A 24,820-nucleotide genomic window follows, 5' to 3' on the forward strand; every position below is an offset into this window, starting at 1 on the left:
GCACCGTCAGGGTCTCACTCTCAGTGAGAGCCTCTCGTTCGAAGTCCTGCCAGGCCTCATCGGGGAGGGCCAGAACGTTGTCGATGATGACCTCGACGTGGCGGTAACTGATGTCCCCGCGCGTCAGGGCTGCTCGGGTGGCGGGCAGCTTGTGCTGCAGGAGTTCGCTGTGGCACATGAGGTTGCGGGCGCAATTCTCCGTCAGCGTCAACAGGCACGCGAGTTCAGCGACCAGTCCCTCGTGCGCGGCCGTCATCGACGACCACTCCACGTACCCTTTCCTTCCACGAGCGGCCGTGGTGGGTCGGCCGGTCTCGGCCGTCGCCCGGGTCCAGCGCACGATCTCGTCGACCGCGGCCGCTCGGGCGGCCTGCGCCGCACAGATCGCCCGGTCGTGCTCTTTCACCGCATCAAGCAAGCGGAGCTGGGTATCGGCCGCTGCGCGCTGTTCGGGCGAGAGGCCGACGGGTTCGGGCGGGCTGCTGCCCGCGGCGTCCTCCGGTGGAGGAACTTCATTGGTGTTCTCCATGACTAAATTTTCCCATGGACCACTGACACTGTTCGAGAAAACCTCAGTATTGTGGAGAAGTTATTCGAAGCATTATTCGCCTCACGGGTGGCAAGATCGGCTCACGAGGTCTCGACAGGCTCGACCAGCGGCGGGGTGGCGTTGCGGGGGTCGGCTCGCGGGGTCTCGACAGGCTCGACCAGCGGCGGGGTGGCGTTGCGGGGATCAGGTCACGAGGTGTCGAGACTGGTCTCGACAAGCTCGACCCGAGCGTCCCTCGTTCCTCGACCAGCGCTTGGATCGAGCCTGTCCAGATCGAGGTGGCGTTTCGGGATCGGCTCACGAGGTCTCGAGACTGTTCTCGACAAGCTCGACCCGAGCGTTCCTCGCTCCTCGACCAGCGCTTGGATCGAGATCTCGACAGGCTCAATCCAAGCCCTGTCGAGATCGGGGGGCGTCGGGATCAGGTCGTGGGGTCTCGAGGCGCGCCGTAGACGGCGCTCGTCGACCAACGAGAAGCGGCCCGCGGCTGGCACTGGCAGTGGCCCGGTGGCCGACTCAGAGCTGGGTGATGCCCCGCACAACGGTTGCCGCGGCTCCCAGATAGGCGATGACCACGAGCATCCGCCGTGCGACGGACGGTTCGATCACCCGGGCGAGGACGTCGCCCAGCAGTAGCCCGGCTACGAGGGCTGCAGCGATCAACAACCAGATCACGGCGCTCAACTGCGGCGGTTCGGCGTTGCCGAAGACCATCTTCGCCACGAGTGAGGTCGCACCGATCGTGAGGAAATAGGGCTGCATGGTGGCGACGAATCCCCGGTGGGACCAGTGCGTAGCCAGTGCATACATGCTCACGGCCGGGCCGCCCACGCCAGCGGTCGCGTTCATGAGACCGCTCGCGGCGCCGGCCATCGATCGCACAGCCATGGTGTCATGGAGCGTCGCCCGGCGCAGGGCAACGGAAAACGTGAGTGCCACGACGAGCAGCAGGCCGATGGAGATCTGCAGCCAGGCGGCCGACACGTGTTGCACCACCACGCGCCGGGGATGATGCCGAGCAGCGCAAAGGACGCGAGCGCGGCATAGCGTCGCCAGTCGACGTGGCGGATCACGCGAGGCAGGATCAGCGCGGCGGCGAGAACCCCGCAGGCATTGACCAGAAGGATGCCCTCAATCGGGCCGAGCAGCAGCACCAGGAAGGGTGCGGCCACGAGCGCGAAGCCCATGCCTGTTATCCGCTGCATGCTCGAGCCCACGAACACGGCGACCAGCACCAAAACCGTTACCCACACTTCTGGTCTCCCTATCCCCGCACGTCTTTCCACTGTAACTTCTGCGGTAGACAGTGTGACTAGTCAGTGCCACTATGCAGCCATGACGCAACAATGGCCCGGGGAATGGATGCGCGCGGCCCTCGGCCTGTGCGTGCTCCGCGCCGTGGCCCCGGGCGCTACCTACGGATACGCCATCGCGAGTGCACTCGAGGCAGCCGGGTTTGGCAACGTGAAGGGCGGCACGCTCTATCCGCTGCTCACGCGGTTCGAAGCCGCGGGCTGGCTGACCACCGAGTGGCGGGCGGGAGAGGGCGGCCCCGGCCGGAAATACTTCTCGCTGACGACGGTCGGACGCGAGGAACTCCACCGCCAAAGCAGCCAGTGGCGCGACTTCACCGACACCATCCGAACGCACCTTGACGAGAGGCCCGATGGCAGATGAGAGATCGTGAGACCGACAAGGCCTAATCAGACAAGGCCCAATCACACAACGCCGGCCAGCGCACGCGAGTTTCTCGCGGAATCCGGTTAGCGGGCGCGGGATGCCCTGGTCACCCCGCAGCTGTATTCCCACACCGCGGGACTGGGCGGGACGCTCGACTCAGCGGCGAGCTGACTGGAGCGGATGCCGTGTCACGGGTACCCGATGAACCAGAGCAGCACAATCGCGACCGGTTGCAGGGCGATACCGACTCCGAGCAGCGTGCGACGGATGCCCGACGAGCGTGCCAGCGCCGGGTCACCGAGCAGCGGGGCCAGCGGCATCACGAGTCGGAACAGGCTCTGTTGCGGCAGGAAGACCGCGAGCAGGTAGAGCCCGTAACTCCCGCTGTAGACGAGGAGTTCCGGCCCGAGGCGACGTGCCGACGGTCGGCACAGCCACCACACAAACCCGGCAGCAAGGGCGATCACGAGAACCACCCCGAGCGGCCCCAGGTAGCGCCCGGCCATCAGGAACCATGGCGTGAGGGGAACGAAATCCACCCGACCCACGAAGCCGGTCCACCAGGACAGCTCGGTGTCCAGGTAGGCGTCGGGCATCCCCGTCACGGCACCCGCCACGAGCGGCCAGGCCAGCCCGGCCGCCCCGATCAGCAGGCCGGCGACGATCATCGCCAGGCGTTCGCGCCACGGGAAGGGATCCGCGCGCCGGTGCGCAAACCGAATCAGGAAGAAGACCCCCAGGGCGAGCGAGACCGCCAGTATGCCGGGTCGGGTGAAGGCGGCGACGATCGCGAACGGAATCATCAGCAGGTAGCGCCGCCGGAGCATGGCCCACAGGCTGCAGAATACGAGGAACAGGTACAGGCTCTCGGCGTAGGCCACCTGCAAGACGAACGACAGGGGGCCGAAGCAGAAGAGCACGACGGCCCAGAACGCCGAGGTGTGCCCGACCCGAGAGTAGAGAAGGCCGTACAGGGCGAGTGCCGCGGCTGCGCCGAAGAGGGTGCCCACGAGCACTCCGGCGGGGTAGAAAGCGAGACCGGTGAGTTCCATGACACCCCGGACGAGCCCGGGAAACACCGGGAGGAAGGCCCACGCGTTGGGCTCGACAAGGCCGGTGGCATCCGTCGGCAGGATGCTCGGGTAGCCGTGCAGCGCAATCTGGCGATAGAACGAACTGTCCCAGGATCCCGAAAACGTGAAGAAGCTCGGGTTGGCGCGATAGCTGGCGAATGTCCACCCGCGGCCGGAGGCGAGTGCGAACATCGTCGCCAGAAAGACCGTCGTGACCACCCGGGAGGCGATGAAGATGAGGAGCACCGTCGACCACCGCCGACGTACCCCAACCCCCATACGCTCAGACTAGTGAGTGCACGGGGGCCGGGTGTGCGGTCAGCAGCAGCGGCCCTGCGGGTTCTTGTCCTGGCGGTCGGTCTGGTCGCGCCAGAACTCCCGCTCGGTCATCACCGGCTCGGCGCCCGGCTGGGCGTGAATCGACGCGTGGTGAGCGGCGTACTTGTCGTACGCGTCCTCGCCGAGGAGCGCGCGGAGGTACCAGGCCGCGCCTCGAACCCCCTTGCGCACGCCCTCGAGCAGCGTCATCAGTGGCCGGTCCGCACGGGCTTCTTGTCGGCCGGCAGCGCGTTCCAGCGCGCTTCCAGCTCCTTCTCGGCCTTCGTCGGAACAAAGCCGGCCGGGCCGTAGATCAGCGACTGCACCGCAGGGTCTTCGTTGCTCGAGTTCGACCCGGTGCGGTACGCCTTCACGGTGGCCTGAATGGCCGTGAAGATCACGATGATGGCCAGCACCACGAACAGGATCGAGAGCACACCCTGAATCATGGTGTTGCGCACCACCGCTTCCATCGCCAGAACGGATGGCGCGGTGCCGAAGCTCGTCTCGCCCGCCGCCAGCGCATCGGCGAACGCCTTGTGGTTCGCGAAGTAGCCCACCGCCGGAATGGTGGAGAAGATCTTCAGGAACGAGGCGTAGATCGTGACCACGGCGGCGAAACCGAGCGGAACGGCGACGACCCAGAGGTACTTGAACAGGCCGCGCTTGGCCACGATGGCCATGCATACGGCCAGCGCGATCGCCGCGAGCAGCTGGTTGGCGATGCCGAACAGCGGGAATAGCGTGTTGATGCCGCCGAGCGGGTCCGTGACACCCATCAGGAGCACTGCTCCCCAGGCCGCGACCATGATGGCCGTGGCCAGCCAGGCCCCGGGGCGCCAGCTGGTGTTCGTGAACTTCGGGAAGAAGTTGCCGAGGCTGTCCTGCAGCATGAAACGGGCGACGCGAGTGCCGGCATCCACTGCGGTGAGGATGAACAGCGCCTCGAACATGATGGCGAAGTGGTACCAGAAGCTCATCAAGCCTGCGCCGCCGAAGAGCTGCTGCATGATGTGCGCGAGTCCCACGGCGAGGGTGGGTGCGCCTCCAGTGCGGGAGACGATGCTCGCTTCGCCCACGTCCTTGGCGGTCTGGGCGAGCATGTCGGCCGTGAGGTTGACGCCGGTGAGGCCGAGGCTGTTCACGAAGGTGACGGCGCCCTGGATGGTGCCGCCGGTGAGCGCGGCGGAGGAGTTCATGGCGAAGTAGATGCCGCGGTCGATCGAGAGCGCGGCGACGAGGGCCATGATGGCGACGAACGATTCCATCAGCATTCCGCCGTAGCCGATGAAGCGGCTCTGGCGTTCTTTCTGGATGAGCTTGGGCGTGGTGCCCGAGGCGATCAGCGCGTGGAAACCCGAGAGGGCGCCGCAGGCAATGGTGACGAACAGGAACGGGAACAGGCTTCCACTGACGACGGGTCCGCCGGTCGCGGCAAACTCGCTCACGGCGGGCGCCGCAATCTCGGGACGGATGATGATGATCGCCACGGCGAGCATGCCGATCGTGCCGATCTTCATGAACGTGGAGAGGTAATCGCGGGGAGCGAGCAGCAGCCACACGGGCAGGATCGCGGCAATGAAACCGTAGATGATGATGCCCCAGGCGATGGTGACCTTGTCGAGGGTGAAGAATGTGGCACCCCACTCGGTGCCGGCCACGGCCCCACCGCCCGCGATTGCGGCGATGAGCAGCACGAAGCCGATGATCGAGATTTCGGTGATCTTGCCCGGCCGGAAGAACCGCAGGTAGCAGCCCATGAACAGGGCGATCGGGATGGTCATGCCGACCGAGAAGACGCCCCAGGGGCTCTCCGCGAGAGCGTTCGTCACCACGAGAGCGAGGATGGCCACGATGATGACCATGATCACCAGGGTGGCGATGAGGGCGGCGGTGCCGCCGATGAGGCCGAGTTCGTCGCGGGCCATCTGGCCGAGCGAGCGTCCGCCGCGGCGCATGGAGAAGTACAGGATCAGGTAGTCCTGTACGGCACCGGCGGCGATCACGCCGACGATGATCCAGATGGTGCCCGGCAGGTAGCCCATCTGCGCGGCGAGAACGGGACCGACGAGCGGGCCTGCGCCGGCGATGGCGGCGAAGTGGTGGCCGAACAGCACGCGGCGGTCGGTGACGGCGAAATCCTTGCCGTCGGCCATGTACTCGGCCGGGGTGGCACGACGATCATCGGGCTTGAGCAGGTGCTTCTCGATGAACTTCGAGTAAAAGCGATAGCCGATGAGATACGTGCAGATTGCCGCGAAAACGAACCAGATCGCGTTGACGGTCTCGCCGCGCACGATGGCGAGCATGGTCCAGCTCACACCGCCGAGCAGCGAAATGGCGGCCCAGATCGCAATCTTCAGCGGGGTCCAGCCCCGCTCCTCGGCGTGGTGTACGTCCGTGTCGAGAGCTACGGGCAGATCACCCGGTGAGAGCTCCAGTGTGTCGACTTTTCGTGCTGATTCCTCTGACATGTGGGACGTGATGCCCATGTCTCCCCCTTGAGTACCTAAGGACATAGTGATATTCCTTCAGTAAAGGTAACAGTCGGCCGGGTTGGGAGCGCCTAAAATAGAGGGATTGCCTTCCGGCATGCCCGCATCCCCGCCTTCGACCATTGGAGCCACCGTGGCCGCCCCCACTCATCTCGACGCCGTCATCGCCCTCGCCCGCCACCGCGGATTTGTTTTCCAGGCCGGTGAAATCTACGGCGGATCCCGCTCAGCGTGGGACTACGGACCACTCGGCGTCGAACTCAAAGAGAACATCAAAAAGCAGTGGTGGCGTTCGATGGTCACGAGCCGGGACGACGTCGTCGGCCTCGACTCCAGCGTCATCCTGCCTCGTCAGGTGTGGGAGGCATCCGGTCACGTGGAGGTCTTCAGCGACCCGCTGATCGAATGCACCAGCTGCCACAAGCGTTTTCGCGCCGACCACCTCGAAGAGCAGTACGAGGAGAAGAAGGGCCGCCCGCCCGAAAACGGCCTCGACGACATTCCCTGCCCCAACTGCGGCAACCGCCACATCTGGACTGAGCCGCGCGCCTTCTCCGGCCTGCTCAAGACCTACCTCGGCCCGGTCGATGACGAGGCCGGCATGCACTACCTGCGCCCCGAGACAGCGCAGGGCATCTTCGTGAACTTCGCCAACGTGCTGCAGGCGTCACGGTCCAAGCCTCCGTTCGGCATCGGCCAGATCGGCAAGAGCTTCCGCAACGAGATCACGCCCGGAAACTTCATTTTCCGCACCCGTGAGTTCGAGCAGATGGAGATGGAATTCTTCGTCGAGCCCGGCACAGACGAGACGTGGCACCAGTACTGGATCGACACGCGTATGGCCTGGTACACCGGCCTCGGGATCCGCATCGAGAACCTGCGCCTGTACGAACACCCCGCGGAGAAGCTGTCCCACTACTCCAAGCGCACCGTCGACATCGAGTACCGCTTCGGCTTCGTCGGAAGCGAGTTCGGCGAGCTCGAGGGCGTGGCGAACCGCGGCGACTTCGACCTGTCGACGCACGCCAAGGCATCCGGTAAGGACCTGTCGTACTTCGACCAGACCAAGAACGAGCGCTGGACCCCGTACGTGATCGAGCCGGCCGCCGGCCTGACCCGCTCACTGATGGCCTTCCTGGTCGACGCGTACCACGAGGAAGAAGTGCCCAACGCGAAGGGCGGCGTGGACAAGCGCACCGTCTTGAAGCTCGACCCGCGCCTCGCGCCGGTGAAGGCCGCGATTCTGCCGCTGTCGCGCAACGAGAAGCTGTCGCCGATGGCCCGCGAGCTCGCGGCGCGCCTGCGCGAGTCGTGGAACGTGGACTTCGACGATGCCGGCGCGATCGGTCGTCGTTACCGTCGCCAGGACGAAATCGGCACGCCGTACTGCATCACGGTGGACTTCGACTCGCTCGATGACCAGGCCGTTACCGTGCGCGACCGCGACACGATGCTGCAGGAGCGTGTGCCGCTGGCCGAGCTCGATGCGTACCTCGCGGTGCGCCTCCGCGGCGCGTAGCCCGCAACCGGCACCACACGCCAGCAAACGCCCCTTCGCCACGCGCGAAGGGGCGTTTCCTGTCTGCTGCCTGTCTGCTGCCTGTCTGCTGCCAGCCTGTCTGCTGCCAGCTTCCTGCGGGCCATGGGGCAGAAGTTGGCATCTCGCCATGCGACGTGCCAACATCCGCCCCGTGGATGCCCGGGTCACCGCGCGACGTGCCAACTTCTGCCCCATGGAGGCGTGGCAAGGGGCCGAAGATGGCGGTTCGTGGCGGTGGGGCGCCGCGGCTACGAGCGGGGGAACTCGATCAGGGTGACACCGGCCTGCTGGGTGGTGCCCGACATCGCGGCCAGGGCGGCCGGCGCCTCGGCGAGCGGGATCCGAGCGGTGATCAGATCCTGCGGGCGCAGTCGGCCGGAGGCGACGAGGGCGAGCAGCGCCGGGTAGTCGGCCGCGGCCATGCCGTGGCTGCCGAGAATGGTGAGTTCGCGCGCGATCACGACTCCGAGCGGTAGGCGGGGGTCTTCCGCGAGCAGGCCGATCTGCACGTGGCGACCACGAATGGCCAGCGAACGGATGGCGATGGCCACCGTGTTCTCTCGGCCAAGGGCCTCGACGGAAACCTGCGCCCCGGCACCGTCCGGCGTGAGGGCCCGGATACGCGCGACGACGCCCGCATCGTCGAGGCCTGCCGAGTTGACGGTGTGCGTTGCTCCAGCCCGGGATGCCGCCTCGAGGGCGGACTCGCTGATGTCCACGGCGAGCACGGTTGCCCCGAGGGCGCGTCCGATCATCACAGCGGAGAGGCCGACGCCGCCGCAGCCGACGACGACGAGGGTCTCATCGGCCTGCAGGCGGGCCTGGTTCACCAGACCACGGTAGGAGGTGGCGAATCGACAGCCGAGCAGGGCAGCGGCACCGGAATCGAGATCGTCGGGAACGGCCACGAGGTTGAAGTCGGCGTGGTGAAGGGCCACCCGCTCCGCATAGGAACCCCAGTGAGTGAAGCCCGGCTGGGTTTGGTCGGCGCATACCTGCCCGTTGCCGCTGTCGCATTCCGGGCATTCACCGCACGCGCAGACGAACGGCACGGTCACGCGCTGGCCCACCCGGAACCGGCGCACGAGCGGCCCGATCGCGTCGATGACCCCGACAAGCTCGTGCCCGGGCACGTGCGGCAGGGCGATGTCGGCGTCGTGGCCGAGCCAGCCGTGCCAGTCGCTGCGGCAGACGCCCGTGGCCTCAACTCGCACGATCACACCGGAGGCACTCAGGAGAGGTTCCGGCACCTCACGAACGACGGGCAGCGCACCGAACTCTTCGAAGTAGACCGCTTTCATACCGTCAGTCTGCCTGATCCGACTGTCTGCGCGGTGTCTTCTTGCCACGAACTGCGTGGCGCGTGGTCTCGAGGGCCTCGATCGTGCTCTCGTAACTGCGCTGGGCGACGGCCACGAACATGCAGTCCACGATGGCGAGCTGGGCAATCCGGGAGGCCATCGCCCCGGACCGGAAGGCCGTCTCGCGCACCACGGTGAAGAGACTGTGGTCGGCCTGCAGGGTGAGGGACGAGGTCGGAGTGTTGGTCACGGCGATGGTCGTGCCGCCGGCCTCACGCGCCTTGGTCAGAAACTCGAGAGTTTCCGTGGTGCGGCCGCTGTGCGAAAAAGCGATCGCGATGTCCCCGTCGCGCATCAGAGACGCGCCGATCAGGGCCTCGTGGGCGCTGTCAAAGGAATAGGCCATTCGCCGAATACGGAACAGCTTATAGCGCAGGTCATCGGCGACGATGGCACCCGCGCCGACCCCGTAGATCAGGATGCGCGAGGCGTCGTCGAGCTTGCGAGCGACCTCGGCGAGAACGGCCATGTCGAGGTTGTCGAGCGTCTCCTCGATGCCCATGGTCTCGGTGAACCTCACCTTGGCGACCGCGTCGGTGAGGGAGTCGCCGCGGCTGAAGTCCTCGCCGAAGCGCCGGGCGCCGGGAGCGTTGGCGGCCTCCCGCCCGATCTCGGTGGCAAGTGCAAGACGCAGCTGCACGTAGCCGCTGAGGCCGACGGTGCGGCAGAATCGGATGACGGAGGGCTCAGAGGTCTTGCACGTGACGGCGAGCTCCGAGATGGTCTGGCGAAGCACGACGGCGGGGTCGGCGATGACCGCGTCGGCCACCCGACGGATCGACGGCGACATGGAGGGTAGTAGAGAGTGGATGGTGGACTGGATGCTCATCCGCTGCCTCCTGGGCTCGGTGACGTTGGCTGGGGTTAGAGGCTGGTCAGAAAGTCCTGCAGAATCAACTGGCCGCGAATGACGCTTTCCACCGGAACGCGTTCGTCCACGCCGTGAACTCCCTGATGCATTCTGCCATCAGGGTCCAGGCCCATCGGTGAGAAGCCGTAACACTGGATGCCGAGCCGCGCGAAAGCCTTCGCGTCCGTTCCGCCGCCCATGCACATCGGCACGACCACGGCCTGCGGGTCGTGCCGCACCAGGGCGGCCGCCATGGCCGCGAACCACGGTGAGTCCATCGGTGATTCCACGGGTGACTGGTGGGACAGGAACGTGCGCTCGATGTTCTCGCCGAGCAGACGGTCGATCGTGGCCATGGTGTCGTTCTCCGTGCCGGGCAGGCAGCGAATATCGATGTCCGCCTCAGCGACGCCGGGAATCACGTTGACCTTGTAGCCGGCCCGCAGCACGGTGGGAGTCGCCGAGCAGCGGATGGTGACTCTCGCCACCTCGCCCGCCTCGCCCATCGCGTCGATCGCGGCGTCGACGCCGGTCTCGGTGCGGAGGTCGGCGGAATGGCCGAGCGCGGCCGTGGTCTGCTCGAGGTAGGCGCGTACGGTCGGACTGAGCACGAGGGGCCAACGGTGCTCTCCCACCCGCTGCAGCGCCTGGATCAGGTTCATGACGGCGTTGTCGGGCACGGGCCGGGATCCATGCCCAGACACGCCCTCCGCCCGCACGCGGATGTGCAGCGTGCCCCGCTCGGCCGTGGCGATCGGGTAGACGCGCACCGTCTCGCCGAGAACGCTGTCGAGCAGGATCGGGCTGCCACCGGACTCCCCGATCGCGCCCTCGACGCCGGCGAACAGTTCCGGGTGCTCCGCCACGAGCCAGAGGGCGCCGCGCTCGCCGGTGTCCTCTTCGTCGGCCACGAATGCCACCACGATGTCGCGGCGCGGCTTCACGCCCGCCTCGGCCCAGGCGAGCAGGGTGGCGAGCGTCATGGCCACCATGTCCTTCATGTCGCACGCGCCCCGGCCGTGGATGTAGCCGTCCGCGACGAGGCCGGAGAACGGATCGAAACTCCACTGCTCCGGCTCGGCGGGAACCACGTCGAGGTGCGCGTGCACGAGAAACCCCGGCAGCGCGCGGTCATGGCCTTCGATGCGCACAACCACTGATGCCCGTTCCGGCTCCGGGCCGAGGATCACGGGCGCGTAGCCGGCGTCGCTGAGGAGTGCGCTGATGAATTCGGCCAGCAGGCGCTCGCCGTTGCTCCGGCCCTCGCCGTGGTTGGTGGTGTCGAAGCGAATCAATTGGGCGCACAACTCGGCGGCATCGACCATGACTGGGCACACTCCTTCTCGTTCTCACCGACGTTAGCCGAACCGGCGGCATTTCTGTAGATCAGTTGCAAAAAATGAGTTAGGTCTGTAGGTTATTTACAATTTGCTGGACCACTCGAACCACAAAGCAAGAATGGAAATCGATGTCGTTGCGCCGCACCAGTCCTCGTCCACATGTGACGTCACGTCCACGTCTGTCTGCCCAGAGGAAGGTCGCGGCCGGGCTCCTCGCCGGTATGGTCGTGCTGGCCCCCGCAGCCCTCGTCTCTCCGGCGGTCGCCGCCACGACGCCAGCCGAGTCGCCCGCGGGAACCACTCTCAAACTGGCGCTGACGGGGGACATCGACTCCCTCAATCCGTTCAAGGCCATCCTGGCCTCGAGCACAAGCATTCTGGCCCTCCAGTATCAGAACCTCGTGGCGTACGGCGCGGAGAACAACGAGGAGGTCCCGGGAATGGCCGAGTCCTGGACCACCAGTGACGACGGAACGGTCTGGACTTTCCACCTCCCCGCCGATCGCGAATGGTCGGACGGCGAGCCGATCACGGCCAACGATGCCGAATGGACCTTTCAGGCCATCCAAAACAACGACGAACTCAAGCAGGCCAACGGAGCGTTGCTCACGAGCGTCGAGAAGGTCGAGGCCACCGACGACGAGACCCTGGTCATGACCCTCGCCGAGCCGCAAGCGCCGAACCCGGGCACCCAGCTGCCGATCATGCCCGAACACGTGTGGTCTCAGGTCGACGATCCGGCCACCTTCGCCAACGACGCGGATACCGTGGGTTCTGGCCCGTTCACCGTTGCCACGTACGACAAGACCGCCGGCGTCACCATGAAGGCCAACCCCAACTTCTGGCAGGGCGAGGCGAAGATCGCCACGATCACCTTCGCCCCGTACAAGAACAGCGACGCCGCGGTGCAGGCGCTGAAGACCGGCGAACTCGATGTGGTCAACGGCCTCACCCCCGCCCAGTTTCAGGCGCTTGAGAACGAACCCGGGATCACCACGAACGCGGGGACCGGTCGTCGCTACCAGGCGATCGCCATCAACCCGGGCACGGAGACCGCGGACGGTACGGCCCTGGGCGACGGCAACCCGGCACTGCAGGACGTCGACCTTCGCCGTGCCATCGCCATGGCGATCGACAGCGCAACCCTGCTCGAAAAGGTCATGCAGGGGCTCGGTGAGGAAGCCACCGGTGAGGTGCCCGCCGCCTACCCGGTCTACCAGATGAGCGGGACGGACCTCTCGCTCGCCTATGACCCCGACGCCGCCAACGCCCTGCTCGACAACGCCGGCTACCCGATGGGAACAGACGGCGTACGAGTCGACAAGAACGGCACCCCGCTGGAGCTTCGCCTGATGGGCCGAAATACGGATCCGATCCACCAGCAGATGGCCGACTACGTGAAGCCGTGGCTCAAGGTGATCGGCATCGAGGTGAGCACGGTCATGAAGGCCTCCGCGCAGGTGAACGACGACTCGGTGCTCGGCAACTACGACCTCTACTTCACTGGCTGGGGTATGGGGCCCGACCCGGATTTCCAGCTCTCCATGAACCAGTGCAGCTCGCGGCCGAACGCCGACGGCACCGGGGCCACGTCCGAGAACAACTACTGCTCAGCCGAATTCGATGCGCTCTTCCTCGAACAGCACGCCGAACTCGACCAGGACAAGCGCAGCGCGCTCGTCAACGATGCCCAGCAGATGATCTACGACTCCGCGGTCAACAAGGTGCTCTACTACGCGAACGCCCTTGAGGCCTACCGCTCCGACCGCTTCGAACCGTTCGCCACGCAGCCCGCCGAGGGTGGCGTTATCACGGGACAGAACGGACCGTGGGGCTACTACAGCGCCACGCCCGTCGGCCTCGCGTCGACCGGATCCGAGACCGATGCCGGCGTGAATCCCCTCGCGGTGGGAGTGCCGATCGCCCTCGCAGTGATCATCGGGGCGGGGGCGATCCTGTTCATTCGCCGTCGCCGGGCCACCGCCGACGAACGCGCCTGAGGTGACGCAACTTCGTGCCGAGGAGACCGGGGCGCCCACAGCGGCGCCCCGGCCGGGTTCGTCGTGGCTGCGCTACATCGGGCTGAAGGCCGGCGGTGCCGCCGTCTCCCTCGTCATGGTGATCATGCTCGGCTTCTTCGCCTTCCGGATTTTGCCGGGTGACCCGGTGCGTTCGCTCGCCGACGGACGCCAGGTCACCGCGGAACAGATGGACATCCTGCGGCGCCAGTACGGGCTCGACCAGCCAATGCTCGTGCAGTTCTGGCGTTACCTGACCGACCTCTTTCAGGGAAGGCTCGGCGAGTCATACACCTACAACCGGCCGGTGATGGAGCTGATCCTCGACCGGATCGGACCTACCCTGTTGCTCACCGGAACGGCCGCCCTCCTCTCCGTCGTACTCGGCCTCTGGCTGGGGCAGCGGGCGGCCTGGCGGCGCGGCAGCGCCTTCGACAAGGCGCAGACGGGGGTCGCACTGTTGTTTTGGTCGGTTCCCACGTTCTGGCTGGGGCTGCTGCTGCTGCTGATCTTCGGCGGAGGCCTGCGCTGGTTCCCCACCGGGGGCATGATCACCGCGGGGTCGACCGAAACGGGACTGCCCATGATCTGGGATGTGGCCCGGCACCTCGTGCTGCCGGTGCTCACCCTCGTCGCCGTCGTCTACGCGCAATACCTCATGGTGATGCGCGCCTCCCTCCTCGAGGAGATGACCTCCGCCTACCTCGTGACGGCGCGGGCCAAGGGCCTGCGTGAAGATGACGTGCGCCGCAAGCACGCCGTTCCGAACGCGCTGCTGCCCACCGTCACCCTGATCTTCCTCACGCTGGGCGGCTTGGTGGGCGGTGCCGTCACCGTGGAGACCGTGTTCTCCTGGCCGGGCTTGGGGTATCTGACCTTCCAGGCGCTCTCCGCCCCGGACTACCCGCTGCTGCAGGGCACCTTCGTGGTGTTCTCGGCAATCGTTGTGGTCATGAATTTCTTCGCCGACGTGATGTACCGCGTCCTGGACCCGAGGCTGCGTACCGCATGAGTGACCAGACCCGCACGCGCCCCCGAACCGTGAATGTGGCCGCCGCCCGCCGCCGTCAGCGCGCCGGAGAGGTATGGAAGGAATTCGCCTCGAATCGCTCCGGCCTGGTGGGGCTGGTCGTTCTGCTCGCGGTCATCGCGCTCGCCGTGCTCGCTCCGTTGCTGGCCCCGGCATCCACCCTGGACGTGACACAGATCACCGCGCCGCAGAACGACCCGCCCAGCCTCGCGCATCCACTCGGCACGGACCCCGCCGGACGCTCGGTGCTTGCCCTGCTCATCTGGGGCGCCCGGGTGTCGTTGCTCGTGGGCTTCTCGGCAACGCTCGTATCGATGGTCATCGGCACCGTCATGGGCATGGCGGCCGGCCACTTCACGGGTGCCGCGCAGGCGGTGTTGATGCGCGTGATCGACTTCTTCCTCGTGGTGCCAAGCCTGGTGCTGGCCATCGTGCTCTCGAGCGTGATCGGCCCCGGTGTGGTCACAATCGTCGTCGCGATCGGCATCACGTCCTGGGCGGGCACCGCCCGTCTCGTGCGCTCGCAGACCCTCACGGTCGAGGCCCGGCCGTATATCGAGCGGGCCTGGGCGCTCGGCGCGTCCGACGCGCACGTGATCGGCAAGCACGTGCTGCCGGCCGTGATGCCGCTCGTGCTCGCGAACACCACGCTCACCGTGGGATCGGCGATCATCGCCGAATCGACGCTGTCCTTCCTCGGCCTTGGCGACCCGAGCAACATCTCCTGGGGTTCGATGCTCAAGACCGCCCTCGACACCGGCGCGGCCACCGGCGGGTACTGGTGGTACGTGCTGCCGCCCGGACTGGCAATCGTCGTGGTGGTGCTCTCCTTCACTCTCGTGGGCCGCGCCATGGAATCCGTGATCAACCCCACCCTGCGAGGACGCTGATGCCCCGGCTCGAATTCAAGGATTTCCGTGTGAGCTACACGGTGCAGACCGAGCAGGGCCCGAGTGAGAACGTGGCCGTGAACGGCGTGAACCTCGTGGTCGAACCAGGGTCGACCGTGGGAATGGCCGGAGAGTCAGGGTGCGGAAAATCGACCCTCGCCATGTCGGTCCTGCGCCTGCTGCCCGGTAACGCCACACTCGGCGGAGAGGTGCTGCTCGATGGCGAGGCCGTCAACGAGATGACCTGGGGACGGATGCGCGCGGTGCGCTGGACGGAGGCGGCGATCGTCTTCCAGGGCGCGATGCATTCTCTCAACCCCGTGCGCCGCGTGCGCGACCAGATCGCCGAGGCCCTGCTGGTGCACGCCAAGGATCTGGTGCCCGACTACACGAACGACGCCGCGCGCGTCGCCCGCGTCGCCGAACTGCTCACCCAGGTTGACCTGCCGGTGGCCAAGGGGGCCGCGTACCCGCACGAGCTCTCCGGCGGTCAGAAGCAACGCGTGATGATCGCGATGGCCCTCGCCTGCGACCCCGACCTGATCATCGCCGACGAGCCGACGACAGCCCTCGATGTTGTCGTGCAGGCGCAGGTCCTCGGCCTGCTCACCGAGCTGGTGCAGGAGCGGGGACTGTCCCTCGTGCTGATCAGTCACGATCTCTCGGTGCTCGCGGCCACCTGCGACCGCATCATCGTGATGCAGAACGGCAGCGTGGTCGAAGACGGTCCGTCCGCCGAGGTGATGCGCAACCCGCAGCATCCGCACACACAGGCGCTCGCCTCCGCTTTTCCCCTCGTGGGCGACCCGACCTCGCGCCGAATTCTGCCCGGATACGACGCCACGGATGCCGCCCGCCGCAAGCCCGGCGACGTGGTGCTTGAGGCCCGAGACCTCTCGGTGCGCTTCGGCAGCGGCACGACGGCCGTCGACCGGGTTGACCTGAGCTGCCGGCGCGGCGAGATCGTCGCCCTCGTGGGCCAGTCGGGCTCCGGCAAGACGACGCTCGCCCGCACGCTGCTCGGGTTGCAGGCATCCTCGAGCGGTGAGGTTCTCTTCGACGGCGCGCGGCTCGAGCAGAAGCGGGCATCACTGAAATCCTTTCGCCGGTCTGTGCAGTTTGTGTTGCAGGACCCAACGGCCGCACTCAACCCCAAGCAGACGGTCTACGAGGCCGTGGCCGAGGGGCCGCGCATCCATCGTCTGCCGGGCGACGAACGGGAGCTCGCGTGCGATGCCCTGCGCAAGGCGGGGCTGAACCCGCCCGAGCGCTACCTCTCGGCGATTCCGCAGGAGCTCTCCGGCGGCGAACGGCAACGCGTCGTCATCGCCGGAGCCCTCGCTCTCAATCCAGAATTCCTGGTGGCCGACGAACCCGTGGCGAGCCTGGACGCCTCCGTGCGTGCCGAGATCCTCGCCCTGCTGCTGCGCCTGCGCAGCGAGCTCGGGCTCGGAGCCCTCGTGATCACCCACGACCTCGGGCTGGCGTGGAACATCGCCGATCGCGTCGTGGTGATGTACCAGGGGCGCATCGTCGAGGAGGGTCCGGTCGAAGAGGTTCTGCTGCATCCGCAGCACGAATACACCCGGCGGTTGCTCAGCGTGGTTCCCACCCTCGACGCGGACCCGGTCGGGTGACCGGCCACCCGGAACTCGGCCCGCTGCATCGCGGGGATCGGGTGGGGCTCGTCGCCACGTCCGGCGCCCCGGCCCCGGCCCTACTCGCGGAGGCCGTGGCCGTGCTGACCGGGTGGGGCCTCGTGCCCGTGCTCGGCCGGCACATCGGTGACCGGCATCCGCGTGCACCGTACCTGGCGGGAGTCGATGCCGACCGGGCCGCGGATCTACAGGAGGCCTGGTGTGACGACAGCCTTCGGGCGGTGTTCGTGGTGCGCGGCGGCTACGGTGCGGTGCGACTGCTCGACCTGCTCGATGTGGGCGCTCTCCGGGCAGCGCGGCCCAAGCCGCTGATCGGGTCGTCCGACGTGACGGCCGTGCACGAGTACTGGTCGGAGAAACTCGGGCTCGCCACCTGGTTCACACCGATGGCCGCCACCTCGGCCTTTCTGTGCGACGAAACCGCCCGCGCCGGCGTTCGGGAGGCGCTCTTCGAGACCTTCCGCGGTCGGCCGCTCGGCTCGTTCGACGCCGTGACGCTCGTGCCGGGAACGGTCGCCGGGCGACTGACGGGCGGCAACCTCAGTCTGCTCTCGATGACCCTCGGCGCACGCGGTCGGGCGGTGCCCCGGAACGCGGGCCGGATCGGCCTGCTCGAAGACGTGGGGGAGCCCGTCTACAAGATCGACGGCCTGCTGCAGTCGCTGCTGCGCGCCGGCTGGTTCGACGGTCTCGCCGGGATCGCGCTCGGATCGTGGCTCGAGTGCGGCGAACCGGGGGAGGTGCGTGCTCTCGCCGAGGAACTCCTCGTACCCCTCGGTATTCCGCTCGTGTGGGAGTTGGGGTTCGGCCACGGGCCCGCGGCGCTGAGCGTTCCGCTCGGGGCCCCCGCCATCCTCCACGCGGGATCGGCGCCATGGCTGGAACTGGGCCGACGATGACGCTCCAGGGCCGGCTCGAAGACCTGCTGAACGAGGCCGTATCGGCAGGAATCACCCCCTCGGCGTCGTGCGCAGTGTCGCGAGACGGCGCTGACGGCGCCGCTGTCGTCGTGGGTGACGCGGTTCGCTTCGATTCCGACGGCAGAGAACTGGAGCCGGCCGCCCGCACCCCCGCGCAGGCAGACACCCGCTACGACCTCGCATCCGTCACGAAGGTCGTCACGGCCGTCACCGCTCTCACCCTCGTGCGGGACGACATGCTCGCCCTCGACTGTCCGGTGGCGGAGTGGCTGCCGGCCTATCGCGACGACGACAAGCGGACGGTGACCCTGCGGCACCTGCTCAGCCACACGGCCGGACTGCCTCCGATCTGGGATGGCTGGAAACGGCCGGGGTCCGGCGGCCGGGCGCGGCTGGTGGCGAGTGTGCTGGCCACCCCGCTCGTGACAGCGCCGGGCAAGAGCTTCGCCTATTCCTGCGTGGGCTACAACACCGTCATGGCGCTCGCCGAGGCCGTGACCGGGAGTTCGTGGTCCGAGCTGGTGACCGAACGCGTGCTCGGCGCCGATCCCGATCTCGGCTTCGCGTCCGACGGGCAAGCCTGTGCGGCGACCGAATACCAGCCCGAGCTCGGACGCGGAATGGTGTGCGGCGTCGTGCATGACGAGAGCGCGTGGTCGCTTGGCGGCGCGGCCGGAAACGCGGGGCTGTTCGGCACGGCGGCAGCGCTGCTGGCCTTCGGTGAACGGACGCGCGCTGGCCTGCCAGGCCTGCTCCCGCCCGACCTCGAGGCGGAGCTGTGGACCGACCAGCTGCCGCGGCTGCTTCCGACGGGGGAGTCGGGTGTCGGGTACGGCCAGGCACTCGGCCTGCGCATCGGCCAGCGGCCTTGGATGGGCCGGGCGGGCGCCCAGGCGCGGGGGCACAACGGATTCACGGGCACCTCGCTGCTGATGGACCGGGAGCGCGGGGTGTCGGTGGCGCTACTCACGAACCGCGTGCATCCGAGCCGTTCGTACTCCGACGTGACCGAGTTGCGCGCCGCGGTGTCGAACGCGGTCTACGACGCGGATTGATCCGCGTGCACCGGCGTCGCCGCGGCCAGCCCCTCGATGCCGAGGCCGGGAGAGTCGGCGAGCACGAGAGCGTTTCCCGCGTAGTGCGCGCCGCCCTCGACGGGCGTTCCGCGCAGCCACAGGCCACCATCGAGGTCGAGGCCGCTGCTGCCCGGCGCACTGTCAGCGAGCCTCGAGGCCGTGGCCAGGCTCGCGGCGGCGGCAATGCCCACCGTGCTTTCGAGCATGCAGCCGATCAGCACGCCGAGCCCGGCGTCCTGTGCCTCGGCCACCAGCTGGCGGGCTTCATGGAGGCCGCCGGCCTTCGCGAGCTTCACGTTCACCATCGAGGCGGCCTCGAGCCGGATGAGGGTGCGCAGGTCGGCGAGGGTCCAGACCGATTCGTCCGCCATCACGGGTGTCTCGACGCGTGCGGTGACGAATGCGAGGCCGGCCCAGTCGGCGGCACCCACGGGCTGCTCCACGAGTTCGAGGTTGACCCCGGAATCCTCCAGGGCGCGGATGACGTCGACGGCGTGCTCGGGAGAAAACGCCTGGTTTGCATCGACGCGCAGCACGACCTGCGGGCCGACCGCGTCTCGCACGGCACGAAGGCGGGCGACCTGGTCGCCGTCGGGTCCGAGCTTGACCTTGATGCACCTGAACCCCGCGGCCACGTGTGTGCGCGCCGCCGCGGCCAGTTCGGATGCATCGCCCACGGACAGGGTCATGTCGGTGGTGATTGTGGGCGCTCCGCCGCCGAGCAATCGATAGAGCGGTATGCCGGCCTGCTGCGCGGCGAGGTCGTGCAGGGCGCAGTCCACGGCCATACGGGCCGTCGCCGGAGCGAGACTGCTGTTCACGGCTTCGGCCAGCGCGAACCAGTCTTCGAGGTTTCGCCCACGCAGAAGACCACGCAGGTGACTGTCGATGGCGGCCGTCACCTCATCCGTTGTCGCCTTCGTCACCCGACTGATCGGGGCTTCGCCCCAGCCGCGGCGCCCATCGGAGTCCGTGAGGGACACGAGCACGGTCTCGAGCTCGGTGGCGCTGCGCACAGCGGTCGTGAACGGCCGGAGCAGCGGAATGCGCACCCGGTGCACGGTGAGCTGCGTGATGATCGACATGGTTCCGATGCTACTCGGGCGCCCACTCCCGGCGGAGGATGGCATAGACGGCGAGGTCGCTCCATTCTCCCTTGAAGAACTCGCTCTCCACGAAGGTGGCCTCGAGACGCATACCCAGCCGCAGACACAGGGCCGCGGATGCCGTATTCCGCGGGTCGACCTCGGCGTAGACGCGGTGGGCGCCGATCTCCGTGAAGGCGAAGCCCAGCGCGGCCCGTGCGGCCTCGGTGGCGAAGCCGCGGCCGTGGAAGTCGGGGTGGAACACCCAGCCGAGCGCGACCTGGCGGTTCTGGACGCTCCTGAGGAACACGCTCAGATCGCCGATCACGCGACCGCCGCCGGCCTCGCCGGGCAACTCAGCGGCCAGGATGAGCGCGTCATCGTCGTTCCGCAGGTGGGTGAAGCCGGAGCGTTTCAGGGTGTGCTCGCGTGACTCCTCGCGGTCTCGCACGGGCCACGGCAGGTACCGCACGATGTCGGGACGCGACTGGTACTCGAAGACGTCCGCGGCATCCGCTTCGGTGAGCGGGCGCAGCAGCAGGCGCTCGGTGCGGATCGGGCGGGCCTCGACCGGCAGCGTCACGCGGATGCCGTCATGAGGCGATCAGGATGCGGCGGGAGCGGCCGTGGCATCCGTTGCGGCTGATTCGGCCGGGAGCTCGACCTGCACGCCGAAGAGGGCGTCGAGGCCGGTGAGGTAGGCCTCCTGCTCGCCGGCGCGGGCCAGCTCTCGGGCGCGAACCATCGGGGTGTGCAGGAGCACGCCCGTGAGGTGGCGGAGGGCCTGTTCCGTCTGCTCGCTCGAGTCGCCACGGCTGCGGGCCCTGGCGATCTCGGCGTCGCGCAGTTCAAAGATGTACGTGCGCAGTGCCACGACGGCCGGGGCGAGGCTCTGCTCCTCGGCGACCGCCGAGAACTTGCGGGCGGCACGGCCCACGAGTTCGCGGGCCTCGTCGGTGGCGTTGAGCTCTTCGAGCGGGGCGTGGATGCTGATGGTCTCGAGGTCGAGCAGCTCGACACCGGGAACGTCGACGACGTTCGGCGCCACATTGCGTGGCAGGCCGAGGTCGATGATGAGCTGTGGCGGCGCCTCGGGGGCGGCATCGGCGGGGCAGAGGCTCACCGGGTCGGTGGCGGTTGCGATGGTGCGGGAGTTCACGCCCACCTGAGCGCGGCCGGCCATAATCAGGTCGGCGTCGATGACGTGGTCTTCGGAGAGCGTGCAGGTGACGACCACATCGGCGCGGGCGACCTCACCGGCGAAGTCGTCGCTGCCCACGGCGTCGATGCCATGAGAGGACGCGAACTTGAGGGCGCGACCGGAGGGCGAATATACCCGCACATTTTCGGCGCCGCGGTCACGCAGGGCGGCGAGGGACGCGCCGGCATAGCGGCCGGTGCCCACGAGCAGCACGCGGGCCTGCGTCCAGTCGCTCACGCGGCTTTCGGCCAGTTCGAGGGCGAGGCGCACGAGTGAGCGGCCGGCCGAGCCGATGCCGGTGCGATTTTTCACGCCACGCGAGGTCTGCGAGGCGCGCTGGAAGAGGCGTTCAAGTTCGGGGCTCGTCGTGCCGGCAGCGCGGGCCTGCTCGAGGGCACGGCGTACCTGGCCGGCGATCTCGCCTTCGCCCACGACGACGGATTCGAGACCGCTCGTCACGGCGAAGAGGTGTTCGGCCACGCCATTGCCGTGCAGCAGCGTCAGGGTGTCGCGGAGCATGTCTTCGGGTACGCCCGTGTTCGCGCTCACGGCTTCGATGGCGGCATAGACAGCCGGAAGCGGAGAGACGCCGTAGGGCTCGTCCAGGTCGAGGTACGCCTCGAAGCGGTTGCACGTGGCTACGATCACGGCGCCGGTGAGGGCATCGTGCTTGGCGACCATGTGGCTGGCGGTTTCGCCGCCGCCCACAGAAAGAAGCTCCAGCACGTCGAAGCTGGAGTTCTTGTGACTTGCGGACAGCAAAATTAGCACCCTTGGATTCTAGGGCGTGAGTCTGTGAGCTTCGACTCGCCGGTTTCAGGGATGTTTGAGACAATGTACCCGATGATCCTCGACGCGCAGCACCCTCTGTCCTCCGGCGTCACTGCCGACTCCCGCCTGATTCGGGCCTATCAGGGAACCCGCCCCGACGTGACCCCTGTGTGGTTCATGCGTCAGGCCGGGCGTTCGCTGCCCGAATACCGTGACCTGCGCGTGGGAACCCGCATGCTCGACGTCTGCCTTGACCCCGAGCTGGCGAGCGAGATCACGCTGCAGCCGGTGCGCCGTCACGGCGTGGACGCGGGCATTTTCTTCAGCGACATCGTCGTTCCGCTCAAGCTCGTGGGCGTCGACGTGGAAATCGTGCCCGGCAAAGGCCCGGTGCTCGGCAAGGCCGTGCGCACGCCAGCGGATGTCACCGAGCTGACCGCCCTCGACCCCGCCGTTCTCGACGTGGCGCTGGAGCCCATCCGCCGGGCCGTCGGCCTCGCCGTCTCGCAGCTCGGCTCGACGCCGCTGATCGGATTCGCCGGCGCCCCGTTCACCCTCGCTGCCTATCTCGTGGAGGGCGGCCCGTCTAAGGACCACATCCACGCCCGCACCCTCATGCACTCGGCGCCCGAGGCATGGGAGCAGCTCATGAACTGGACCGCCGATGTGACGGGACGCTTCCTGCGCGCCCAGGTTGTGGCGGGTGCCAGCGCTGCCCAGCTCTTCGATTCCTGGGCCGGAGCCTTGTCGCTCGCCGACTACGCGGCATCCGTTGCCCCCGCCTCGACGAAGGCGATCGCGCACGTGCGCGACCTCGCGTACACGGAGGTCGACGGTACCGACCGGAACGTGCCGATCGTGCACTTCGGCGTGGGCACCGGCGAGCTGCTGAAGGAAATGCACAACATCGGCGCCGACGTGGTGGGCGTGGACTACCGGGTTCCGCTCGACGAGGCCAACCGACGTCTCGGCGGCCTCGTGCCGGTTCAGGGCAACGTTGACCCCGCCCTGCTGTCCGCACCATGGCCCGTGCTCGAGGCTCACGTGCGCGACGTTCTTGAACGCGGACGCACGGCTCCCGCCCACGTGCTCAACCTCGGCCACGGTGTGCCGCCGGAGACCGACCCCGACGTGCTCACCCGACTCGTGTCGCTCGTGCATGACGTGAGCGCCGATAACTAACCCGGCGGCGGGGGTTTCCTGTGGCTCATTCAGGAGAAGTTCGGCATCACCGGCGATTGTCGCTCGCGAGGGCCGCTTTCGCCCCGGATTTCGGAATGAGCCACGGGCGAGCACCGCTTCGGGCGGGGCGTTCCCCGCGATCGAAAGGATTCTGACATGAAAGACGTCATCGTGATCGGCGGCGGCGTGGCCGGCCTCGTGGCCGCACGCGCCTGCGCCCGGTTGGGCCTCAGCGTCAGCATCATCGAGGCAGCGGATGCCGTGGGCGGTCCGGTCGCCGGCCATGACGTGGCGGGCCTGCACCTCGACAGCGGCACCGAGAGTTTCGCCGTGCGCGGCGGAACCGTGGCGGCGTTCATCGAGGAACTCGGCCTCACGGACGAGATCGTCGCCCCCAACCCGGCCGGTGCCTGGCTGCACCTGCCGGCCCTGGGCGCGAAAGGCAAGAAAGGCACGAACGGCTCCGGCGCGGTGAGCGTGCCGCTACCCAAGGCCGGCGTGCTCGGAATTCCCGGCTCGCCGCTCGCCGACGATGTGCGCCGCGTGGTCGGCTGGAGCGGCTCGCTGCGGGCCTACGTCGACCGGCTCATGCCCGTGCTCACCATCGGCCGCGAGCACAGCCTCGGCGACCTCGTGGCCAAGCGCATGGGCCGCCGTGTGCTCGAACGGCTCGTGGAGCCCGTGGCCTCCGGCGTGTACACCACCTCCGCGCGCGATCTCGAGATCGACGTGGTCGCCCCCGGGCTCAACCGCGCCCTCACAACGGCGGGCTCGCTGTCCGGCGCTGTCTCGGCCCTGCGCGACAGTGCCCCGGCGGGCTCGGCCATCGGAGGGCTGCGCGGCGGCATGTCCCGGCTGCCCGCTGCGCTGGTGGCCGACCTCGAACACTTCGGAGCCACGATCGAAACGGGACGCACGGCCTCCGCGCTCCGACGATCCGGCACTACCGAGCAGCCGAGCTGGGTCGTCACACTGAATCCGCGTGCCGACCGGAACGGTGCCGACCTGAACAGTGCCGGATCGGACGACGACACGGCCGCCGGCACCGCGGTATCCGCTCCCGCAGACGACACGGCGCGTGCCGCCCGCTTCGTGATCGTGGCGACACAGGGCGCGCAGGCGCTTCGCCTGCTGGCACCCCTCGGCGACGCGCACGATGCGCTGAGCGAACTCGAGTGGCCCGGCCCGACCGCCGTCACCCTCGCGACTCTCGTGGTGGATGCGCCGACGCTCGATGCGCACCCGCGCGGCACCGGTGCGCTCGTGGGCGTCGATACCCCGGGCGTGACCGCCAAAGCGCTCACCCACGTCACCGCAAAGTGGTCGTGGGTGGCCCAGGCGGCCGGCGTCGGTCGCCACGTCGTGCGGCTCTCCTACGGGCGGGCCGGCGAACCGAGCCCCACGGATGATCTGAGCGACAACGAGCTGCAGGCTCTGGCCCTGCGTGACGCCAGCAGTATTCTGGGCGTCGAGCTGACCGGTCAGATGCTGCGCGGCTTTGCGCGCACCGAGTGGCGCGACGCCCTGTCGCCTGCCACACTCGGCGCACCCGAACGCGTTGCGAAGGTGCGCGAGGTTCTGGCCGACACTCCCGGGATCGACGTGACGGGGGCGTGGCTGGCCGGAACGGGGCTCGCCTCGGTGATCCCGGATGCCCTCGCCGCAGCTGGCCGCATCCGGCAGGCTTCGCTCGGTCTCTGACCGCCGTTCTGCGGCTTCGCGCGATGGTTCTGCCTGATCCTGCGTGCATTCACAGGCGCGACCCGGCTACTCTAAGGGTTA

The 24,820-nt window shown here is 68.0% G+C and carries 19 protein-coding genes and 2 pseudogenes; 10 read left to right on the forward strand and 11 right to left on the reverse strand.

Annotated features, from left to right (window positions below; all coding sequences use genetic code 11):
• Together JF66_RS05580 and JF66_RS05585 are read right to left on the reverse strand one after the other, a co-directional pair.
• Nucleotides 1–529 (reverse strand): annotated as a pseudogene (locus tag JF66_RS05580) (hypothetical protein); the annotation flags it as partial.
• Between the two features lie 537 nt (nt 530–1,066).
• A pseudogene (locus JF66_RS05585) lies at nt 1,067–1,755 on the reverse strand (sulfite exporter TauE/SafE family protein).
• A 130-nt stretch (nt 1,756–1,885) separates the two neighbouring features.
• Here JF66_RS05585 and JF66_RS05590 point away from each other — a divergent pair.
• Entirely contained in the window at nt 1,886–2,227 is a 342-nt protein-coding gene (locus tag JF66_RS05590; protein ID WP_035876193.1) for a PadR family transcriptional regulator, read from the forward strand.
• 191 nt (nt 2,228–2,418) lie between these two features.
• On the opposite strand, the gene JF66_RS05595 is transcribed toward JF66_RS05590, so the two are convergent.
• The 3 genes from JF66_RS05595 to JF66_RS05605 are packed head-to-tail and all read right to left on the reverse strand — an operon-like array spanning nt 2,419 to nt 6,095.
• A complete protein-coding gene (locus JF66_RS05595; RefSeq protein ID WP_035876194.1) occupies nt 2,419–3,582 on the reverse strand; it encodes a hypothetical protein in 1,164 nt (387 codons plus the stop codon).
• Nucleotides 3,583–3,621: 39 nt separating this feature from the next.
• A complete protein-coding gene (locus JF66_RS05600; RefSeq protein ID WP_035876195.1) occupies nt 3,622–3,831 on the reverse strand; it encodes a YbdD/YjiX family protein in 210 nt (69 codons plus the stop codon).
• Nucleotides 3,831–6,095: a carbon starvation CstA family protein gene (locus JF66_RS05605; protein ID WP_035876214.1), complete on the reverse strand. Its 2,265-nt coding sequence runs from the start codon at nt 6,093–6,095 to the stop codon at nt 3,831–3,833. The genes JF66_RS05600 and JF66_RS05605 overlap by 1 nt, the downstream gene beginning before the upstream one ends.
• Before the next feature lie 154 nt (nt 6,096–6,249).
• Between JF66_RS05605 and JF66_RS05610 the strand changes: the two genes are divergently transcribed.
• Nucleotides 6,250–7,635: a glycine--tRNA ligase gene (locus JF66_RS05610; protein ID WP_035876196.1), complete on the forward strand. Its 1,386-nt coding sequence runs from the start codon at nt 6,250–6,252 to the stop codon at nt 7,633–7,635.
• Between the two features lie 269 nt (nt 7,636–7,904).
• On the opposite strand, the gene JF66_RS05615 is transcribed toward JF66_RS05610, so the two are convergent.
• Genes JF66_RS05615 through JF66_RS05625 form a run of 3 tightly spaced genes read right to left on the reverse strand, consistent with a single transcriptional unit; the run spans nt 7,905 to nt 11,192 of the window.
• Nucleotides 7,905–8,957 (reverse strand): alcohol dehydrogenase catalytic domain-containing protein, encoded by a 1,053-nt coding sequence (locus JF66_RS05615; protein ID WP_035876197.1) that lies wholly within the window; start codon nt 8,955–8,957, stop codon nt 7,905–7,907.
• A 4-nt stretch (nt 8,958–8,961) separates the two neighbouring features.
• Nucleotides 8,962–9,846: a MurR/RpiR family transcriptional regulator gene (locus JF66_RS05620; RefSeq protein ID WP_035876198.1), complete on the reverse strand. Its 885-nt coding sequence runs from the start codon at nt 9,844–9,846 to the stop codon at nt 8,962–8,964.
• A gap of 35 nt (nt 9,847–9,881) precedes the next feature.
• Nucleotides 9,882–11,192 carry a M20/M25/M40 family metallo-hydrolase gene (locus JF66_RS05625; protein WP_035876199.1) on the reverse strand — a complete coding sequence of 437 codons (1,311 nt, stop codon included), beginning with the start codon at nt 11,190–11,192 and terminating at the stop codon, nt 9,882–9,884.
• A gap of 176 nt (nt 11,193–11,368) precedes the next feature.
• On the opposite strand from JF66_RS05625, the gene JF66_RS05630 reads away from it, so the two are divergent.
• From JF66_RS05630 to JF66_RS05655, 6 genes are read left to right on the forward strand one after another with little or no spacing between them, the layout of a single operon-like run.
• On the forward strand, nt 11,369–13,207 hold the full coding sequence (locus tag JF66_RS05630; protein ID WP_035876200.1) for an ABC transporter substrate-binding protein: 1,839 nt from the start codon (nt 11,369–11,371) through the stop codon (nt 13,205–13,207).
• Nucleotide 13,208: 1 nt separating this feature from the next.
• On the forward strand, nt 13,209–14,237 hold the full coding sequence (locus JF66_RS05635; RefSeq protein ID WP_035876201.1) for an ABC transporter permease: 1,029 nt from the start codon (nt 13,209–13,211) through the stop codon (nt 14,235–14,237).
• A complete protein-coding gene (locus JF66_RS05640; RefSeq protein WP_051973162.1) occupies nt 14,234–15,145 on the forward strand; it encodes an ABC transporter permease in 912 nt (303 codons plus the stop codon). The genes JF66_RS05635 and JF66_RS05640 overlap by 4 nt, the downstream gene beginning before the upstream one ends.
• Nucleotides 15,145–16,782: an ABC transporter ATP-binding protein gene (locus JF66_RS05645; protein ID WP_051973163.1), complete on the forward strand. Its 1,638-nt coding sequence runs from the start codon at nt 15,145–15,147 to the stop codon at nt 16,780–16,782. Before JF66_RS05640 ends, JF66_RS05645 begins: the two co-directional genes overlap by 1 nt.
• Nucleotides 16,779–17,702, forward strand: a complete 924-nt coding sequence (locus JF66_RS05650) for an LD-carboxypeptidase (protein ID WP_051973164.1) — start codon at nt 16,779–16,781, stop codon at nt 17,700–17,702. Before JF66_RS05645 ends, JF66_RS05650 begins: the two co-directional genes overlap by 4 nt.
• Nucleotides 17,678–18,778 carry a serine hydrolase gene (locus JF66_RS05655; protein ID WP_081882175.1) on the forward strand — a complete coding sequence of 367 codons (1,101 nt, stop codon included), beginning with the start codon at nt 17,678–17,680 and terminating at the stop codon, nt 18,776–18,778. The genes JF66_RS05650 and JF66_RS05655 overlap by 25 nt, the downstream gene beginning before the upstream one ends.
• On the opposite strand, the gene JF66_RS05660 is transcribed toward JF66_RS05655, so the two are convergent.
• Genes JF66_RS05660 through JF66_RS05670 form a run of 3 tightly spaced genes read right to left on the reverse strand, consistent with a single transcriptional unit; the run spans nt 18,763 to nt 21,856 of the window.
• Nucleotides 18,763–19,884: a mandelate racemase/muconate lactonizing enzyme family protein gene (locus tag JF66_RS05660; RefSeq protein WP_035876203.1), complete on the reverse strand. Its 1,122-nt coding sequence runs from the start codon at nt 19,882–19,884 to the stop codon at nt 18,763–18,765. The genes JF66_RS05655 and JF66_RS05660 overlap by 16 nt on opposite strands.
• Before the next feature lie 10 nt (nt 19,885–19,894).
• Nucleotides 19,895–20,467, reverse strand: a complete 573-nt coding sequence (locus tag JF66_RS05665; protein WP_231556306.1) for a GNAT family N-acetyltransferase — start codon at nt 20,465–20,467, stop codon at nt 19,895–19,897.
• 21 nt (nt 20,468–20,488) lie between these two features.
• Nucleotides 20,489–21,856 carry a glutamyl-tRNA reductase gene (locus tag JF66_RS05670; RefSeq protein WP_035876204.1) on the reverse strand — a complete coding sequence of 456 codons (1,368 nt, stop codon included), beginning with the start codon at nt 21,854–21,856 and terminating at the stop codon, nt 20,489–20,491.
• Between the two features lie 72 nt (nt 21,857–21,928).
• Between JF66_RS05670 and hemE the strand changes: the two genes are divergently transcribed.
• Nucleotides 21,929–23,038, forward strand: coding sequence for a uroporphyrinogen decarboxylase (hemE, locus tag JF66_RS05675; RefSeq protein ID WP_035876205.1), 1,110 nt, complete (start codon nt 21,929–21,931; stop codon nt 23,036–23,038).
• Nucleotides 23,039–23,194: 156 nt separating this feature from the next.
• Nucleotides 23,195–24,739 (forward strand): NAD(P)/FAD-dependent oxidoreductase, encoded by a 1,545-nt coding sequence (locus JF66_RS05680; RefSeq protein ID WP_035876206.1) that lies wholly within the window; start codon nt 23,195–23,197, stop codon nt 24,737–24,739.
• The last annotated feature ends 81 nt before the right edge of the window (nt 24,740–24,820 follow it).

The sequence above is a fragment of the Cryobacterium sp. MLB-32 genome, assembly GCF_000738085.1.
Classification (GTDB): Bacteria; Actinomycetota; Actinomycetes; order Actinomycetales; family Microbacteriaceae; genus Cryobacterium.